1 protein-coding gene is annotated in these 472 nt (G+C 69.3%); it reads right to left on the reverse strand.

The window, feature by feature from the left end:
- Nucleotides 1-472, reverse strand: a 472-nt coding sequence (locus tag NTD82_RS05575; protein ID WP_410017031.1) for an autotransporter-associated beta strand repeat-containing protein, incomplete at both ends; no start/stop codon positions are given.

Raw genomic sequence — 472 nt, forward strand, 5'->3', positions numbered from 1 at the left:
TTCAGGCCGTTGTTGGTCAGGCTGCCGCCGTAGCTGAACAGTTGGTAGACGCCGATGCCGAAGCCGCCGGCATTGCTGATGTTGAGCAGGCCGTCGAGGGTCAGGTTGCCGTTGGATTGGACCAGGGTGGTGCCGCTGCCCGGTGCGCCCAGGGCGAAGTTGAGGTTGCTGGTCGAGGCCAGCGACAGGCCGCCGACGGTCAGCGGCGCGGTGGCGCTGGCGATGTTCAGGTTGGCGCCGTCGGCCAGGCTGACCTGGCCGGCGATGCTGCCGCTGCCGCCGAGGCTGGCGCCGCTGGCGACGTGCACGTTGGCGCTGGCGAAGCTGCCGTTGACGGTGAGGCCGCCGGCGTTGACCGCGGTGTTGCCAGTGTAGGTGCTGGTGCCGGTGAGCAGCAGTTGGCCGTTGCCGTTCTTGATCAGCGCGCCGTTGCCGCTGAGCACGCCGCTCAGGGTCAGGTCGTGGCTGCCGT

Source organism: Pseudomonas sp. 5P_5.1_Bac1, assembly GCF_025466015.1.
GTDB lineage: Bacteria > Pseudomonadota > Gammaproteobacteria > Pseudomonadales > Pseudomonadaceae > Aquipseudomonas.